This window comes from Shimia fortis (assembly GCF_040225985.1).
Classification (GTDB): domain Bacteria; phylum Pseudomonadota; class Alphaproteobacteria; order Rhodobacterales; family Rhodobacteraceae; genus Shimia.
The window spans coordinates 30,999-47,559 of record NZ_JBBPEU010000002.1; the positions used below are offsets into that span (position 1 = coordinate 30,999).

15 protein-coding genes are annotated in these 16,561 nt (G+C 62.2%); 8 read left to right on the forward strand and 7 right to left on the reverse strand.

The window, feature by feature from the left end; genetic code table 11:
• Positions 1–126 precede the first annotated feature (126 nt).
• Positions 127–1,020 carry a fructose bisphosphate aldolase gene (locus WNE31_RS03335; RefSeq protein WP_349978284.1) on the forward strand — a complete coding sequence of 298 codons (894 nt, stop codon included), beginning with the start codon at positions 127–129 and terminating at the stop codon, positions 1,018–1,020.
• On the opposite strand, the gene WNE31_RS03340 is transcribed toward WNE31_RS03335, so the two are convergent.
• The gene (locus WNE31_RS03340) at positions 1,017–1,955 is read right to left on the reverse strand and encodes a hydrogen peroxide-inducible genes activator (RefSeq protein WP_349978285.1); all 939 of its coding nucleotides are present in this window, start codon (positions 1,953–1,955) and stop codon (positions 1,017–1,019) included. The two genes, WNE31_RS03335 and WNE31_RS03340, sit on opposite strands and share 4 nt — an antisense overlap.
• Positions 1,956–2,089: 134 nt before the next feature.
• Between WNE31_RS03340 and WNE31_RS03345 the strand changes: the two genes are divergently transcribed.
• Together WNE31_RS03345 and WNE31_RS03350 are read left to right on the forward strand one after the other, a co-directional pair.
• Complete coding sequence (locus tag WNE31_RS03345; protein WP_349978286.1) at positions 2,090–2,341, forward strand: YdcH family protein; 252 nt, start codon at positions 2,090–2,092, stop codon at positions 2,339–2,341.
• Complete coding sequence (locus tag WNE31_RS03350; RefSeq protein ID WP_349978287.1) at positions 2,338–2,502, forward strand: hypothetical protein; 165 nt, start codon at positions 2,338–2,340, stop codon at positions 2,500–2,502. The genes WNE31_RS03345 and WNE31_RS03350 overlap by 4 nt, the downstream gene beginning before the upstream one ends.
• Positions 2,503–2,577: 75 nt before the next feature.
• Here the strand turns inward: WNE31_RS03350 and WNE31_RS03355 are convergent, their stop codons facing one another.
• Together WNE31_RS03355 and WNE31_RS03360 are read right to left on the reverse strand one after the other, a co-directional pair.
• Positions 2,578–3,060, reverse strand: coding sequence for a bacterioferritin (locus WNE31_RS03355; protein WP_349978288.1), 483 nt, complete (start codon positions 3,058–3,060; stop codon positions 2,578–2,580).
• Between the two features lie 50 nt (positions 3,061–3,110).
• Complete coding sequence (locus WNE31_RS03360) at positions 3,111–4,730, reverse strand: acyl-CoA dehydrogenase family protein (protein ID WP_349978289.1); 1,620 nt, start codon at positions 4,728–4,730, stop codon at positions 3,111–3,113.
• Positions 4,731–4,906: 176 nt separating this feature from the next.
• Between WNE31_RS03360 and WNE31_RS03365 the strand changes: the two genes are divergently transcribed.
• Positions 4,907–5,209 (forward strand): FtsB family cell division protein, encoded by a 303-nt coding sequence (locus tag WNE31_RS03365; RefSeq protein WP_349978290.1) that lies wholly within the window; start codon positions 4,907–4,909, stop codon positions 5,207–5,209.
• Positions 5,210–5,218: 9 nt separating this feature from the next.
• On the opposite strand, the gene WNE31_RS03370 is transcribed toward WNE31_RS03365, so the two are convergent.
• Positions 5,219–7,045: an amidohydrolase gene (locus WNE31_RS03370; RefSeq protein ID WP_349978291.1), complete on the reverse strand. Its 1,827-nt coding sequence runs from the start codon at positions 7,043–7,045 to the stop codon at positions 5,219–5,221.
• A 289-nt stretch (positions 7,046–7,334) separates the two neighbouring features.
• Here WNE31_RS03370 and pdhA point away from each other — a divergent pair, with 289 nt between their 5' ends.
• From pdhA to WNE31_RS03385, 3 genes are read left to right on the forward strand one after another with little or no spacing between them, the layout of a single operon-like run.
• On the forward strand, positions 7,335–8,324 hold the full coding sequence (gene pdhA / locus WNE31_RS03375) for a pyruvate dehydrogenase (acetyl-transferring) E1 component subunit alpha (RefSeq protein WP_349978292.1): 990 nt from the start codon (positions 7,335–7,337) through the stop codon (positions 8,322–8,324).
• A gap of 22 nt (positions 8,325–8,346) precedes the next feature.
• Complete coding sequence (locus tag WNE31_RS03380) at positions 8,347–9,714, forward strand: pyruvate dehydrogenase complex E1 component subunit beta (RefSeq protein WP_349978293.1); 1,368 nt, start codon at positions 8,347–8,349, stop codon at positions 9,712–9,714.
• Positions 9,715–9,726: 12 nt separating this feature from the next.
• On the forward strand, positions 9,727–11,046 hold the full coding sequence (locus WNE31_RS03385) for a pyruvate dehydrogenase complex dihydrolipoamide acetyltransferase (protein ID WP_349978294.1): 1,320 nt from the start codon (positions 9,727–9,729) through the stop codon (positions 11,044–11,046).
• Between the two features lie 66 nt (positions 11,047–11,112).
• On the opposite strand, the gene cysE is transcribed toward WNE31_RS03385, so the two are convergent.
• Positions 11,113–11,916: a serine O-acetyltransferase gene (cysE, locus tag WNE31_RS03390; RefSeq protein WP_349978295.1), complete on the reverse strand. Its 804-nt coding sequence runs from the start codon at positions 11,914–11,916 to the stop codon at positions 11,113–11,115.
• A gap of 86 nt (positions 11,917–12,002) precedes the next feature.
• On the opposite strand from cysE, the gene WNE31_RS03395 reads away from it, so the two are divergent.
• Complete coding sequence (locus WNE31_RS03395; protein WP_349978296.1) at positions 12,003–12,341, forward strand: TraR/DksA family transcriptional regulator; 339 nt, start codon at positions 12,003–12,005, stop codon at positions 12,339–12,341.
• Here WNE31_RS03395 and WNE31_RS03400 read toward each other — a convergent pair.
• Both WNE31_RS03400 and WNE31_RS03405 read right to left on the reverse strand, forming a co-directional pair.
• Positions 12,322–12,630 carry a DUF7742 family protein gene (locus WNE31_RS03400; RefSeq protein ID WP_349978297.1) on the reverse strand — a complete coding sequence of 103 codons (309 nt, stop codon included), beginning with the start codon at positions 12,628–12,630 and terminating at the stop codon, positions 12,322–12,324. The two genes, WNE31_RS03395 and WNE31_RS03400, sit on opposite strands and share 20 nt — an antisense overlap.
• A 3-nt stretch (positions 12,631–12,633) precedes the next feature.
• The gene (locus WNE31_RS03405) at positions 12,634–16,560 is read right to left on the reverse strand and encodes a baseplate multidomain protein megatron (RefSeq protein ID WP_349978298.1); all 3,927 of its coding nucleotides are present in this window, start codon (positions 16,558–16,560) and stop codon (positions 12,634–12,636) included.
• Between the last annotated feature and the right edge of the window lies 1 nt (position 16,561).

Consider the following 16,561-nt stretch of genomic DNA (forward strand, 5'->3'; position numbering starts at 1 on the left):
GAAATTCGGACGGTCCGACCGTTCGTTAGCGCCACCACGATTGCAACGCGCGCCCCGCTGGCCTAGAAGCGGAGCGCATTCATTATGCAGCTGCGGAAACTGACATTTACAAGGGCGGAACACGACATGTCCAATCAAGCACAAATCGACAAGATGACCTCTGGCGCAGGCTTTATCGCCGCCCTTGACCAGAGCGGCGGGTCGACTCCCAAGGCGCTGCGCCTCTATGGCGTCGAAGAAGACGCCTATAACGGCGAAGAAGAAATGTTCGACATGATCCACGCCATGCGCTCGCGCATTGCCAAGGCTCCGGCCTTTACCGGTGATCAGGTGATCGGCGCGATCCTGTTCGAAATGACCATGGACCGAGAAATCGACGGCAAGCCCACCGCCACCTACATGTGGGAAGAGCGTGGCGTCGTGCCGTTCCTGAAGGTCGACAAAGGTCTGGCCGACGAGGAAAACGGCGTGCAGCTGATGAAGCCGATGCCGGATCTCGACGCGCTGTGTGAACGTGCGGTCAAGGCCGGGATTTTCGGCACCAAGATGCGCTCGGTCATCAACGCGGCCAACGCGGAAGGCATCGCCGCCATCGTTGCGCAACAGTTCGAAGTAGGCAAACAGATCCTGGGTCACGGCCTTGTGCCGATCATCGAGCCCGAGGTGACCATCTCGATCGCCGACAAGGCCGAAGCCGAAGACATCCTGCTGGCTGAGATCACCAAACAGCTCGACGCCCTGCCCGCCGATCAGCAGATCATGCTGAAGCTGACCCTGCCGGAGACCGCCAACCACTACAAGCCGCTGGTTGACCACCCGCGCGTGATGCGTGTCGTGGCGCTGTCGGGCGGCTATTCGCGCGAAGAAGCCAATGACCGCCTGTCCAAGAATACTGGCGTCATCGCCTCGTTCAGCCGCGCCCTGACCGAAGGCCTGTCGGCCCAACAGTCCGACGACGCGTTCAACGCGGCCATCGCGGGCACGATCAAAACGATCTATGACGCCTCGGTCGCGGGCTAACGCCGCATCGGTTGCACACGGTCTTTGAAGACCTCTGAAATGACGGTTTCCGCGATCTCGCGGAACCGTTCCAACAACGCGGGTTTGCCCGTGGTCCGCCGCCAGATCAGGCCGACCGTGCGATAAAGCCCGCCCTTGACCGGCACCACCGCCACGTCGCCGCCATCGCCCGGCACTTCTGAGCGGATATAAAGCGACGGCAACAGCGTCACCCCCATATTCATCGACACCATCTGGCGCAGTGCATCAAGGCTGGTGCCTTCGTAGTCGTCGCGCAGACGTGCCCCCGACGCCGCACCCAGACGGGCCACCTGCGCGCGCAGCGCATAGGCCGACCCCAGCGCCAGCAAATCCTCGTCCGCCAGATCCTCGACCGTGACCAGCGCCTGCCCCGCCAGCCGGTGATCACGCGCCACGGCCAGCAACAACGGTTCGCGATAGAGCGGCACTGACTGGAAATCCTCGGCCCGCACCGGCACCTCTGAAATCACCACGTCATGCACGCCGCTGGCCAGTTCGTCCAAAAGGTCACGCGGCGGGCCGTCCCGCACCACCAGTTTCAGGTCGGGATGTTCGGCATGCAAATGGCGCAGGAACCGGGGCAGCACATAGGGCCCGATGGTCGAGGTGGACCCCAGGCGCAGCGTGCCGGAAATGCCTTCCTGCAAGGTCTGGGTTGATCCCATCAGGCGTTCGACCCCGTCAAGGATCGACTGCGCCTGCGCCAACACCTCGCGCCCTGCAGGGGTCAGGATCACGCCCCGCCGCCCCCGTTCCACCAGTTTGAGGCCCAGCACCGATTCCAGCGCGGCGATCTGCTGGCTCAGCGAGGGCTGGCTCAGATCCAGCTGTTCCGCCGCGCGCCGGTATTGCCCGCCATGGGCCAGCGCCACGAAATAACGCAGCTGTTTCAGGGTCGGTTGGGCATCACTCATCGGCGCATATCACGTATTGGATTTTCCTATCGTACTTAATGGAAGTTTTGCATTCACTTATCTCTTTTCAACCCCATGTTGATGACAACGGTGAAAAACGCCGTTTGGATCATACAAGAACAGGAGGCCAAACCATGTCCAACAGACTACTCCAGCGTGCCGCATCTCTTTCGTCGCATGTGACGTCGCTACGCAAGCGGCATCGCAAGCTCGACTCGGAGATCATGCAGGAGCACACCCGCCCGGCCCCCGACCATGCCAAGCTGCGCTGGCTTAAGGCCCGACGTCTCGTGCTGCGCGACCAGTTGCGTCACTATGAAAGCCTGCTCAAGAACGTGAAGCCACTCGCGGGGCATGCGCTGGCTCGGAAAGGTGGTCTGGCATGATGCGTCTTGATGATCTTATGACCGCCAGCCGCCTGTTCCAAAGTCGCAACATCGACGAACTGTTCGACGCGCTGAACGAAGATGATGACGGTCCCGATGGGGGCAGCGCCCTGCACCGCAAGCGTGCCAAGGGCCAACAGCCTGCAGCCCGGCGTTCGTAAAGTCCCCCCTTCGAACGCCACTTGCCCCCTACACTCCCGCCGGATCGCCCCCGGCGGGAGTTTTTCTTTTATATCTTATGCTTCCGAATCGATGCTCATGTATTTCGAGATAAACGCCGGCTCCCCCATGCGGTCCAGAAGGTCAAGCTGCAGGTCCAGCCAGCCCCAGTGCCCTTCCTCATCCAGCGCGATACTCTCGAACAGTTTGCGGCTGCCGATATCATCGCCCTCATAGGCCGCGCGAGCGGCCGATGTGTAAAAGGCAATCGCGTCTTTTTCATCAGCGCGGTCGGCCTCGAACATGTCTTTAAGCGATTGCGCGCGTTGTGGGGTCTTTTCAGGCGTCAGGATCGGGTCCCCGCCCAGGAAAAGGATACGTTCGATGAACAGCCCGGCATGGCCCAGTTCTTCCTGCATTTCCTCGCGCATCTTGGCCGCCAGCAGGTCAAGCCCCCAATCCTCGAGCACATGGGCGTGCAGAAGGTACTGGTTCGCTGCGGTCAGCTCCATCGAAAGGGCCTTTTGCAGGTTTTCAAGGCTCGTCGCTTTGTCCGTCATGGAAATCTCCTTGTCCAAACTGTTGCAAATCTCGCCGCCAAAGCGGCGTTTCAAGCTAGTCGACCTAATATAGTGTCGGTGTCGAGCCCTGCAATTGCACCCGGCGCAAAGCCGCGTTGCGCAGCAATCCGGCTGGTCACGAACCCGTCCACCACGGCGGCGGGCGCGGTTTCCATCAGGGCGGCCGTGGTCATCAGGGACGCAAGGCTTTCCGCAAACCAGCGCGCCTCGGCCTCGGGCGGGATGGCAGGCCACCGGGCGCGATGGTCGGCCAGCGCGGCGTCATAGCGCCGGTCCTGTCCGCGCGCGCCGTCCAGCACCAGATCCAGCGCCTCGGCGGCGCGGGGCTCGCGCGCGAGCGTGCGCAGAATATCCAGACAGATCACATTCCCCGATCCTTCCCAGATCGAGTTGAGCGGCGCCTCGCGGTAATACATCGGCATCGGCGTGTCCTCGACATAGCCCATGCCGCCGAGCACCTCCATCGCCTCGCCCACCACGGAGATACAGCGCTTGTTCGACAGGTACTTGGCCAGCGCCACGCCGATCCGGGCCAGCGCGCGCGATGCATCGTCGTCGCGGTCAAAGGCGCGGGCCAGATACATCGCCACCGCCAGCGCGCCCTCCCAATCCAGCGCCAGATCGGCCAGTACGGTGCGCATCAGGGGCTGGTCGATCAGGCGGCGCTGAAACGCGTTGCGGTGGCTGACCCAATGATGCGCCTCGGCCAATGCCGCGCGCATCAGGGCGGCAGGTGCAATCGCGGTATCCAACCGCGTGTGATGCACCATCTCGATGATCGTGCGCACTCCGGCCCCTTCCTCGCCCAGCCGATAGGCCAGCGCGTTGTGGTATTCGATTTCGGAACTGGCATTTGCCTGATTGCCCAGCTTGTCCTTGAGCCGTTGCAGGCGGATGCCGTTGCGGTCGCCCTCGAGCCAGCGCGGCACGAGGAAACAGGTCAACCCGCCCTCGGCCTGCGCCAATGTCAGGAACCCGTCGCACATCGGGGCCGAGCAGAACCACTTGTGTCCGGTCAGGCGATACTGGTCGCCGTCGCGCACCGCCCGCGTGGTGTTGGCGCGCACGTCGGACCCGCCCTGTTTCTCGGTCATGGCCATGCCCAGCGTCGCGCCCTGTTTTTCCCAGATGGGGCGCGTCGCGGGATCATAAAGCCCCGAGGCCAGTTTGGGCGCCCACTGGTCAAAAAGCGCCGGATCGTGCCGCAGCGCAGGCACGGCGGCATAGGTCATGGTCATCGGACAGCCCGCGCCCGGTTCCAGTTGCATCTGCATGTAAACCAGCGCGGCGTGGGTCGCGTGCCCGCCCGGCTGCCCGTCCCAGGCGACGGCGGCATAGCCTTCTTCCAGACCGGCCTGCATCACCTGATGATAACCGGGATGAAAGGCGACCTCGTCCAGTCGCCGCCCGCCCCGGTCAAACAGTTTCAGACGTGGCAGATCACGGCGCGCATCCGCCGCCGCCTCCTGCATGTCGGACCCACCCAGCCGCGCGCCTGATCGCGCCAGATGATCCCCTCGCGCCCCTGCGGCCAGCGCGGCCTCGCGCAGCGGCAGATCATCCGCCCAGTAATCGCAGGAGGTGCGAAACTCGGGTTGGTTGCTGACCTCGTGCGTGCCAAGATCACGCGTCGCCTGTGGCTGTGTCATGATGAAATCTCCTCTCCCTCATGGCGACAGGGTAAGCGCGGAATTTCCCATTGCGCCAGAACACCGTTGCGTCACAACCACCTGCGCCGCGCGCATGATTTTTTGATTCACAGGCCCCGCCGCCTGTGGCATAGTGCCCGCAGACATCCGGCAAACGGGTGCAGTTTGAGGCAGACATGACGACACAGAAATCCCGTCCGGCACTTGGCGTGTTCGCGTTTTTCGCGATTGCCTTTGCGCTTTCCTCCTATTTCACCTTTGCCGCGGTTCAGGGCGATTACGGCTTGTTCCGCCGTGTGGAAATCGAGGCGCAGAAACAGGATCTGGCCGCCGAACTGGCCGTGTTGCAGGCCGAGGTGGCCCGCATGGAGAACCTGACCCAGCGCCTTTCGGACACCTATCTTGACCTTGACCTTCTGGACCAGCAGGCCCGTGACGTGCTGGGCCTGATCCGCTCGGACGAGATGGTCATCCGCTGATCCCCCCCGTTATTTTTCCGACGCCGTGCGGCTGGCCTGGCTTGCCAACGCAATCAGATGGTGCGCCGCGTGCGGGCCGACCGGCACATAGCCCGCGTGTCTCAACGCTGCGGGCGCGCTTGTGTCCTCGGCGCCGGAATCATAGACAACGCGATCTTCCTTGATTGTCTTTTCGACCGAAATCCGGTCGATCTCTTCTGGATTCACGGCGGTCGGGTCGTCCGACAGGATCACGAAATCCGCCAGCTTGCCCACCTCGATCGACCCTTTGCGATCTTCTTCGAAATGCTGCCACGCAGGCCACAGGGTCATCGCCTTGAGTGCGGTCATCACGTCGACGCGGTGACTGGGGCCGATGATGTCACCTGAGCGCGAGCGCCGCGTCACAGTTGCATCCAGCACGCGCATGCTGTCGGGAAAGGCCACCGGCGCGTCATGGTGCGTGCCGAATTTCATGCCCCGCTGCATCACCCAGCCCGTCGGAGAGATGTCATCGCCCAGCACCGGCCCCACCGTGCGATCCCGGTGCCAATCCCCCCAGTAAAACGTGTGCATCGGGAACAGCGACGGGAACACGTCCAACCGATGGAAATCGGCGACCTGATCCTCGCGCAGGAACTGGCCGTGGATCAGCACCGCGCGCCGGTCCGCCGCGCCATGTTTGCGCGTGGCTGCATCAATCGCGGCAATCAAAAGGTCCGACGCGGCCTCGCCATTGGAATGGGTCAGGATCTGGATGCCGTTCTCGAACGCCCAATCCACGGCATCAATCACCTGTTCGTTGGTGGCTGCGGGATAGCCGGCATAGGCGGGCGGGAAATTCCCGATGGGATCATAATAGGGCCGGTCGCGCCACGCCGTGAACCCCTGCGGCGAGCCGTCGATGGTCAGCTTGGCCCCACCGACCCGCACCCCGTTGTCGTACGTGCGCGAGGCGGTGGCCTTGATGCTGTCGCGGTCGATCAGCACGTCGGGATAAATCACCACATCATTCAGCAGCCCGCCATCGGCCGCCACAGATTGCGCCACCGCCAGCAACCCCGGCGAGGCGCGCCCTTCCTGCGCCGTGGTATAACCGAACCGCGCCCACAGCGCGCTGCCGGCGCGGGCAAAGGTCTTGAACCCGTTTTCCCCCAAATCGCCCAGCATCGCCCCAAGTGCCATGAAATGCGCGTTCTCTTCCAGCACGCCGTTCGGGGTCTTGCCGTCCTCTTGCCGCCGGATCACGCCGCCCGGCGGGTCCATGCTGTCGGCGGTCAGCCCGGCCAGTTCCAGCGCGCGACTGTTGCCCACGCCGAAATGGCCCGACTGGTGCACGATATAGACCGGCAGTTCGGCGGACACGGCATCAAGGTCGTCGCGGGTGGGCGCGCGCTGTTCGGCCAGCTGGCTTTCGTCATACCCAAAGCCGATCACCATCGTCACGCTTTGGCCCTTGGTCTCTTGATCCGCCATCCAGTCGCGCAACGCCTTCTGCACCCCTGCGATGTCGCGCGCCTCGCCATCTGGCGGCGCCAAGAGGTTTGCCGAAAGCGCCTGAAGCCCGCCAAGGATCACGTGGCCGTGGCTGTCGACGAATCCCGGCAACAGGGCGCGTCCGTCAAGATCCACCGTTTTGGTGTTTGTATCTTTCAGGCCCATGATCTCGGCCTCGGACCCGACCGCCAGAATGCGCCCGTCCTGCACGGCAACCGCCTCGGCACGCGGCGCGGCGTCATTCATCGTCAGAACTGGCCCACCTAGATAAATCGTATCAGCCATTTCTTGCGCAAGGGCAGGTCCGGACAGGGCCGAGATAAGGGCGACAGACGCCAGACAGGCAGGCATTCGGGGCATGGGATGTTCCTCTCACAGACCAAAAACGGGCAGTTATCGGGGGAATGGTGGGGCCGCCGCCTGCCTTTGGCAAGAAAAACACGTGGCATGGCGCAGACTGAACCGTCGAAAAAAAATCAGAACTTTCCCCTCGCACGCTCTCACGGAATGCGTTAACATATTGTTTAATACTAAACTAAAATGCTCCGGGGCGGGTCGGCCTCATGGGCTTTTTCAAGGGATGCTCCCTTTTCCCCCTAGGGTCCGGCCCCATGACGGTGCATTTGTTCCATCTGCTGGGAGGCTCTGGATGGCTGCCAAGAAACCTGCCGCCAAGACCAATGTGTCGGGCGACGAACTCAAGCAATATTACCGCGACATGCTATTGATCCGCCGTTTCGAGGAGAAGGCGGGCCAGCTTTACGGCATGGGGCTCATCGGGGGGTTCTGCCACCTCTATATCGGGCAAGAGGCCGTGGTGGTCGGCCTTGAGGCCGCCGCCGAGGAAGGCGACAAGCGCATCACGTCCTATCGCGATCACGGGCACATGCTGGCCTGCGGGATGGACCCGAACGGCGTCATGGCCGAACTGACGGGCCGCGCGGGCGGCTATTCCAAGGGCAAGGGCGGCTCGATGCACATGTTCTCGAAAGAGAAACATTTCTACGGCGGCCACGGCATCGTGGGTGCGCAGGTGCCGCTGGGTGCCGGGCTGGCATTCGCAGACAAATACAAGGGCAACGGTCGCGTGACCTTTACCTATTTCGGCGATGGCGCCGCCAACCAGGGCCAGGTTTACGAGACCTTCAACATGGCCGCGCTCTGGGATTTGCCGGTGATTTTTGTCATTGAAAACAATCAGTACGCCATGGGCACGGCGCAGCAACGTTCAACTTCGACCCCCGATATCTATACCCGTGGCGAAAGCTTCGGCATCCCGGGCGAAGCCGTGGACGGCATGGACGTGCTGGCCGTCAAAGATGCCGGCGAACGCGCCGTCGCGCACTGCCGCAAGGGCAAAGGGCCCTACATCCTCGAGGTAAAGACCTATCGCTATCGCGGCCATTCCATGTCGGACCCGGCAAAGTACCGTACCCGCGAAGAGGTGCAGAAAATGCGCTCGGAACGCGACGCAATCGAACATGTGCGCCATATGCTGATCGAAGGCAAACACGCGACCGAGGACGATCTCAAGGCGATCGACAAGGACATCAAGGCCATCGTCAGCGCCAGCGCCGACTTTGCCAAGGAAAGCCCCCTGCCCGCAGCCGAAGAGCTGTGGACAGATATCTATGCGTGATTTGACAGAGGAGATTTGAGAGATGGCAACCGAAATCCTGATGCCCGCCCTGTCGCCCACGATGGAAGAAGGCAAACTGGCCAAATGGCTGGTGAAAGAAGGGGACAGCGTGTCCTCTGGCGACATTATCGCCGAGATCGAAACCGACAAGGCCACCATGGAGTTCGAGGCGGTTGATGATGGTGTGATCGGGCATATCCTTGTGCCCGAAGGCACCGAGAACGTGCAGGTCAACACCGCGATCGCTACCCTTCTGGAAGAAGGCGAAGAGGCGGGTGAAGCCCCTGCTGCCTCTGCACCCGCCGCAGCCAGTGATGCCCCGTCGGCCCCCGCACAGGCCGCTGCCCCCGCCGCGCCCGAAACCGCGGCCCCGGCGGATCTGACACCGGACTGGCCCGAAGGCACCCCGATGAAACAACAGACCGTGCGCGAAGCGCTGCGCGATGCCATGGCCGAGGAAATGCGCGAGGACGAAGACGTCTACCTGATGGGCGAAGAGGTCGCCGAATACCAGGGCGCCTACAAGGTCAGCCAGGGCTTGCTGGATGAATTCGGATCGAAACGGGTGATCGACACCCCGATCACCGAACACGGCTTTGCCGGAATCGCAGTGGGTGCGGCCTTTGGTGGATTGAAGCCGATTGTCGAGTTCATGACGTTCAACTTCGCCATGCAAGCCATTGACCAGATTATCAATTCCGCCGCCAAGACGCTCTATATGTCCGGCGGCCAGATGGGCGCCCCCATGGTGTTCCGCGGCCCGAACGGGGCTGCCGCCCGCGTGGGCGCGCAACACTCTCAGGATTACGCCGCATGGTATGCGCAGATTCCGGGACTGAAAGTGGTGATGCCCTATTCCGCCGCCGATGCGAAAGGCCTTCTGAAATCGGCGATCCGCGATCCCAATCCGGTGATCTTCCTTGAGAATGAAATCCTCTATGGTCGGTCTTTCGATGTACCCGCGATGAAGGACTTCACCATCCCCTTCGGTAAGGCCAAGATCTGGCGGGAAGGCTCGGACGTGACCATCGTCAGCTTTGGCATCGGGATGCAATATGCACTGGAAGCCGCTGAAAAGCTTGAAGAAGATGGGATCAGCGCCGAGGTGATCGACCTGCGCACCCTGCGCCCGATTGATTATGACACGGTGATCAACTCGGTCATGAAAACCAACCGCTGCGTAACGGTCGAGGAAGGCTGGCCGGTCGGATCCATTGGCAATCACCTGTCTGCGACGATCATGCAGCGCGCCTTTGACTACCTTGATGCGCCGGTGATCAACTGCACGGGCAAGGACGTGCCGATGCCCTATGCCGCCAATCTCGAGAAAATGGCGCTGGTGACCACCGACGAGGTGATCGCCGCCGTCAAAGACGTCACCTATCGGTAAGGAGACAGGACAATGCCAGTAGAAATTCTCATGCCTGCCCTGTCGCCAACCATGGAGGAAGGCACCCTGGCCAAGTGGCTGGTCAAAGAGGGCGACGAAGTCCAATCCGGCGACGTGATTGCCGAGATCGAAACCGACAAGGCGACGATGGAATTCGAAGCCGTGGACGAGGGCATCATGGGCCCAATCCTGGTGGCCGAAGGCACCGAGGCGGTCAAGGTAAACACGGTGATCGCGCTCTTGCTGGAAGACGGCGAGGACGCCGGGGATGTTGCGGCCGCTACACCTGCCAGCATGGCCAAAGAGGAAAGCCCCGCGCCGGACTCCGGCTCCGCACCCCAACCCGCCCCTGCTGCAGCGCCCGTGGCGCCCGTTTCGGCAAGCGGTGAACGTGTCTTTGCCTCGCCCCTTGCGCGCCGGATCGCCGCCGATGCGGGTGTTGATCTGGGCAGCATCTCCGGCACCGGCCCGCGTGGGCGGATCGTGAAAAAGGATGTCGAAGCGGCCATTGCAGGCGGGACCGCCGCCAAACCCGCCCCCAAAACCGACAGCGCCGCCCCTGCGACGCAGGCCCCTGCCGCCCCGGCAGCCCTGCCGCAAAGCGCCGATGCCGCCAGTGTGGCGCGCATGTATGAAGGGCGCGACTATGAAGAAGTGTCGCTTGACGGGATGCGCAAAACCATCGCTGCGCGCCTGACCGAGGCCAAGCAAACCATCCCGCATTTCTATCTGCGGCGCGACATCCGTCTGGACGCGCTTTTGAAATTCCGGGGTGACCTGAATGCCCAGTTGGAAAGCCGTGGCGTGAAGCTGTCGGTCAATGATTTCATCATCAAGGCCTGTGCCCTTGCGCTTCAGGCTGTGCCCGATGCCAACGCGGTCTGGGCGGGGGACCGGATGCTCAAGCTGAAACCCTCGGACGTGGCCGTGGCCGTGGCGATCGAAGGCGGTCTGTTTACGCCGGTTCTGAAAGATGCCGAGACAAAATCTCTCTCTGCGCTAAGCGCCGAGATGAAAGACCTTGCCACCCGCGCCCGTGACCGCAAGCTCGCGCCGCACGAATACCAGGGCGGCAGCTTTGCCATTTCAAACCTCGGCATGTTCGGGATCGACAATTTCGACGCCGTGATCAACCCGCCCCATGGCGCCATTCTGGCCGTCGGGGCCGGGGTCAAGAAACCCGTCGTCGGCAAGGACGGTGCGCTTGAGGTGGCGACGGTCATGTCCGTCACATTGTCTGTGGATCACCGCGTGATCGACGGTGCGCTGGGGGCGGAACTGCTCAAGCACATTGTTGATCTGCTGGAAAACCCGATGACCATGCTGGTATGATCCCTATGAAAAAACAAAGCGCTGCAACATCTTGCGGCGCTTTTTTCATATGAGGATTGAAGCGGTTCAGTGCTTGAGAAGCTGGTCCATCTCGACCGACGGCTGATCGCAGCCCGCCTCGCCCACGATCTTGGCCGGCACCCCTGCCACGGTGGAACAGGGCGGCACGTCCTGCAATACGACAGATCCAGCGGCGATACGACTGCAATGGCCGACCTTGATATTGCCAAGCACCTTGGCCCCGGCCCCGATCAAGACTCCATCGCCAATTTTCGGATGCCGGTCCTCTTCTTCCTTGCCGGTGCCGCCAAGTGTCACGGAATGCAACATCGACACGTTGTCGCCCACCACGGCGGTCTCGCCGATCACGATCGAATGGGCATGGTCGATCATGATCCCGCGTCCGATTTTTGCACCGGGATGAATGTCGATCCCGAAAATCTCTGAGGTGCGCATCTGGATGAAATAGGCCAGATCGGTCCGCCCCTGACGCCAGAGCCAATTCGCGATGCGATAAGCCTGGATCGCCTGGAACCCTTTGAAATACAGAATCGGCTGCAACAGGCGGTGACAGGCCGGATCGCGTTCCAGCACGGCCATAAGATCGGCGCGCGCCGCTTTTGCAAGGCTGGCATCGGCCGCAAAGGCCTCGTCCGCGATTTCCCGCAGGATCACCATCGACATCTCGTTCGACGACAGCTTGGCGGCAAAGCGGTAACTCAGCGCGCGCTCAATGGATTTGTGGTGCAGAACGCAGGCATGCACCAACCCGCCCATCAGGGGTTCTTGCCGGACCGCCTCTTCGGCTTCGGTGGTGATGCGTTGCCAGACCGGATCGATCTCGGTGATATGTGCGCGCGTTTCAGCCATGGTTTTTCCGTCCTTTGCTGATGTCAGGGTACACTACATAATGCAGGGGACACAAATTCAAAGAGATGAACGTCAGGATCACGGCCATGAATGAAAAAGACAAATTACATTTGCGCGCGGTGATCCTTGAAAAACTGGCCGCGTTGACCGAGGAAAACAGACTGGGGCAAGAGGCACAGGCGGTTGTGACACTCGATCAGCAGGCGGTCGGACGGCTAAGCCGGATGGACGCACTGCAATCGCAGGCGATGGCCAAGGCCAACCAAACACGTCGCGATGCGCTGGCGAAGGCACTGGAAGCTGCACTGGCACGGATCAACACCGAAGATTTCGGTTATTGCGAGGATTGTGGCGAAGAAATTGCACTAAAGCGGCTGGAATTCGATCCCGCCGCCCTGCGCTGTATCAGCTGTGCCGCCGGGTGATCTGGCGGGCGGTGCGCCACGCGACAAGTTCGCTGAGCACCATCTCCATACAGGTGCAATAATCGGTATCGCTGAACCCCGGTTCGGGCCGCATCGGATAACAATGCGCCAGCACCATCAGCGACCCGTCGCCCCAGAGCGGATGCGCGCGGCCCTTGCGCTTGAAAAACCGATGCGCCGCGTCGGCCTTTTCGATCAGCGTCCGACATAGCCCTTGCCGGACCGGTGGGGCGCAGGTCAGCAAAACCCGCGCCACCGCCACAACATCCCCGTGCATGACCCTACGCATGACCTAGACCTGCAGCGCAATCTCTGCCCAGGCACCCGGCCCGTAGCGCGCCGAGTTCTGCGCCACCTGCACCGTGATACCGCCCGACGCCCCATCCGCCGCGATCTGGGTGGAAGTGTAGGTCCAAAAGGGCACGTTTAGCACCGCTTCCCGAAGCAACTGGCCGCCGCGCAGCACACGCAGGGAATAGGACTCCTGCTCTTCATTGAGCGGTACCTCGGGCAGATCCCAGCTGTCGCCATCCATCCGCGTGCGCCGGATCCAGTTCAGGTCAACCCCGCCCGTCCCGTTCGGTTCTGCCCGCAGATGGCACGGGGCATAGGGGCGCAGGCCATTGCCGGCAAAGGCGTGTACCTGATGCTCGTAGCTCGGATCATCATAGCCCCGGCGTGCAGGCCCAATTCGGAAATGGCGTGCAAGATTGCGTTGCGACGCTGCAAGATCAATCTGCTCCACACCGGTGGACAGCAAGACAAACCACGACCCCGCAGGCCAGACATCCGGCATGAACGCATCCGTGCCACCCTGCCCCCGCAGTCTTTGGCCCAAGTGCCATGTTTGCGCGTCCACAAGCTCGGCCTGAGCGAACTGGAACACTTCCCAGCCATCGGGCGAGCCATCCCCGATCGCGGCAAGGTTGGCACCCCCCAACACCGCAGCCGGCGACACACTTTCCAAGGCGCCGGACACAAGACGCACCTGCAAAGGCGCACCCATATCCCAGATACCGCTTGCCGCCCTCCTGAGCGGTGTTTCTGTGACGCCAACCGTGGCGCGGGACGACACAACCTTATTCAGACGATAATCGGAATCAATTGCGGAATCGTAAACGCCCACGCTGCCCGGCCATGGACTTGCCGTCACCGCCAGATAGGGTGCATGGGGCACCTCGTCGCCGGTCAACAGCGGCAGATCCATGAATAGCGGCTGCACCGGTGTCGGCGCAGCAAAGGGTTTCAGGGTCAAAAGATCCTCGGCTAGGTCCGACGGCTGGTACACCGACGGATCGATACGTACTGCCTCGGCGATCAGGTAAGGCCCCTGTTCCAGACGATCCACGCGATAAAGGTTGCGCGCCGAGTCACTCTCGGACGGCAGTGACAGCACATCTCCGGCCCCAATCGTGATTTCCGATGGCGGCAGACACAGGCGCACGCCGTCACGCGCGACGCGTTCCTCGATTAGCCAGCGTTCGGCAGTTTGGCGCCCCTCGGCCCGGCTCATCGACAGGGCCAGATCGGTGATGGCAAGGCTAACGTTTTTTTCGCCCGGCAGGGACGCCTCTTCCGAGATCACCTCGAAATCCGCATCCGCCTGTATGAAACTCAGCTGCACACGGCCGGAAATCTCAGCTTCGGCCTCGCGGGTATATTCAATACCCCCGTGTAACGCATTTGTATCGCACAATATTTCAGGATCGACATCGAAGATATCCGCGTGTTTGCGCATCCGGAACTGCAACTGGCCGTCCCGTTCGACCGCATCAAACCCATAGCGTAACATGAGTGGCTGCAACGCCGCCCGCGCATCCGCCGTCTGGCTGAGGACAAAGCCACGCACCACGCCGTAAAGACCGCTCACATCATACTGCGTCACCCCGGCGCGATCACAGATTTCACGCACGACCGACGCCAGGGGCCGCGAGGTGGACCGCCCATTCAACCAATGCCCACGCGCATAGTTTTCCCCATCGTCCCAAAGCTGGGACAGGTTCGGGAAAAACGGATAGGGTCGCGCGTCCCAAGCCCACACATGGGCACGTGACATGTCGACCATGGGCCCGTCATATTCCTCGGAAATCGGGTTGTTCTCGGATGCCTCCCAATAGCTGAGCATGGCGCGCAGATACTGTTGCTGGATAAAATCATCCCGCTGCCCGTTGGAATAATGGGGCAAGGCCGACTCCGAGGATTTAGGGTCCAGAAACTTGTTGGGCTGGTTGGTGCCCTTGTCGACCGCAGCACAGCCAAGTTCGGTGAACCAGACCGGTTTGGATTGCGGCACCCAGCCCGTCGCCCCAGCCTGCCGTACCCCGTCAATCCGGTCATGGTGATCGTTGCGCCACCAGTTCGCGATGTCCTTGTAACGAAAAACCCAAGGCTCGCCATGCGCGCCATCTGTGATCGGGCTGCGCCGCTGGGCATCGCGGGCCTCGGCCGAAGAATAGTACCAGTCATATCCTTCGCCGCCGGCCACATTGGCCCGCAGGTAGTCGGGATTGTAAAGACTGCCCCATTCGGCATCGGCATGCGCATCCCCGTCACGCCAGTCGGACAGCGGCATGTAATTGTCGATACCGATAAAGTCGATATTGTCATCCGACCAAAGCGGATCGAGATGGAACAGCACATCGCCCGTCCCGTCCTGCGGGTGATAGCCGAAATATTCGCTCCAATCGGCGGCATAGCCGATTTTCGTGTCCGGCCCTAGGATCGCACGCACCTCGGCGGCCAGATCCCGCAGCGCGGCCACGGCCGGGAAACTGGTCCGCCCGTCGCGGACCTGGGTCAGGCTGCGCATCTCGGATCCGATACAGAACGACGATACCCCGCCCGCCGCCGCACACAGCGCCGCGTAATGCAGGATAAACCGGCGATACCGCCAGTCTTGCGGGCCGGAATAGGTCACCTTGCCGTCCGAAACCGCAAAATCGGCGGCAGAAGCGCTGCCAAAAAACGCCTCGACCTCGGCAAGGGCTGCACCTGTCTGGTCGGTCGTGCCCGCCTGCCCCGGCGCCTTGTCCAGCGTGATCCGCCCGCGCCAGGGCAGAACCGGCTGGTCGACCGCGTCGCTCCATAGGTCAGGCAGGCCGTTTCCGGGAAGCTGCTCCATTAGGATGAAGGGATAGAACATCACGTCCTTGCCCGCGTCATTCATGTGCCGGATCGCCTCGATCACCGACGCATCTGACGGCGTGCCGCCATAGACGGGGCGGTCATTCTGGCGGGGCACCGCGCCTGCCTGCGCACGGGTTGCCCCTGCCACACGCCAGGGCGCCTTGCGCCCATCGTGTTCATCTTGCAGGACTTTGGGCTGCACCTCGCAAGCGCCACAGCGCAGATCACTTCCGAACCAGCTGACTACGAGGGAAACCGCGTCACAATTCGGAAGTTCGTTCTCCAACGCTTTGAAAGAGCTTGAAAAGTCGGTGATGCCCGCAGGGGTGTTTTCATTCGCCACGGCGGTGCTGGCCGGTCCTTTGCCGTAATGTACGGGTGTAGTGCCAAGGGCGTATTCCCCCGTGCCGGGGATCAGCGCAACACCGCGCACGGCATGGGTCGGCTCCCACTCGGCATCGGTCTGGGTGCGCTGCGCGGGCTTGCTGACCTCAAAGGAAAACTGCGGCACCCGGTTTCCGAACTGGGCCAGCGGCAGATCTTCCATGACCACATAGGCCGTGCCGCGATAGGCCGGCACCTTGCCAGCGCCTTCGACCGCCTCCATCAGCGCATCGGGCATCTGGTCCTCGCTGCCCTTGTAGACCCGCATGTTCAAGTCTTCTGGCGATACTTCTTGCCCGTCGGCCCAGACCCGGCCCACATGCGAAATCACCCCCTCACACAGGGCCAGCGCGATCGACACGGAGTAGCTGTATTCCGCAACCTCCGGCTGGGGGGCCATGCCCTTGCCACCGCCACGACGCGTGACGCTTTCCTTGAACCGCGTGGCCCAGATCACCTGACCGGCCACCCGCATCCGTCCAAAGACGCGCGGAATGGCGGTGCCTTCGGCGGCACTGGACAGGCGAAAACGTTCCACGCGGCCACTTTCCACGACCTCGCCGCCCTGCCCGAGGATACGCTGGTCGATGGCCCGCCCCAACGTGGCCCCCGCCAGCCGCCCAAGAGCGACCGACGACAATCCGGCAACAGTGCCCCCGATGGACCCGCCAATGGCTGCCCCGGCAGCCGACAACAACATGGTCGCCATA